Here is a 314-nt window from a genome sequence, read left to right as displayed (position 1 = left end):
TTGATGCTGCCCGCAGGCGTGCAGCAGCGCGACCTCGACGGCCACGTGCGGCGCCAGCTGGACAATGGCCAGCGCGGCCTGCAGCAGGGCCAGCTCAACCTCGATGTGGAATGCGGTCAGCGAACGGCATCCCGCTAACGTCGCCCGGCTCGCCAGCGCCGATGATGCGGACAGGCCGCAGCCGGTGGCCAGCAGCGCCGCACACAGCACCCACAGTACGCCAACGAATGGTTTGGTTATCATCGCCCAGGTTCCTTCTTCGCAACGAGACCGCAGCATGACGACGCTCATCGAGGTGATCAACCACGGCCCCA

1 pseudogene is annotated in these 314 nt (G+C 66.2%); it reads right to left on the bottom strand.

The annotated features are described in order from the left end of the window. Window positions 1-243, bottom strand: a pseudogene (locus tag ABGA94_RS22205) (hypothetical protein); the annotation flags it as partial. Window positions 244-314: the final 71 nt, after the last annotated feature.

It is taken from the genome of Stenotrophomonas sp. 3diitr2024 (assembly GCF_042136455.1).
GTDB classification, from domain to species: Bacteria; Pseudomonadota; Gammaproteobacteria; order Xanthomonadales; family Xanthomonadaceae; genus Stenotrophomonas; species Stenotrophomonas sepilia.
The sequence above is the reverse complement of the archived record's forward strand: the minus strand, read 5'-3'. Positions and strand labels throughout refer to the sequence as shown.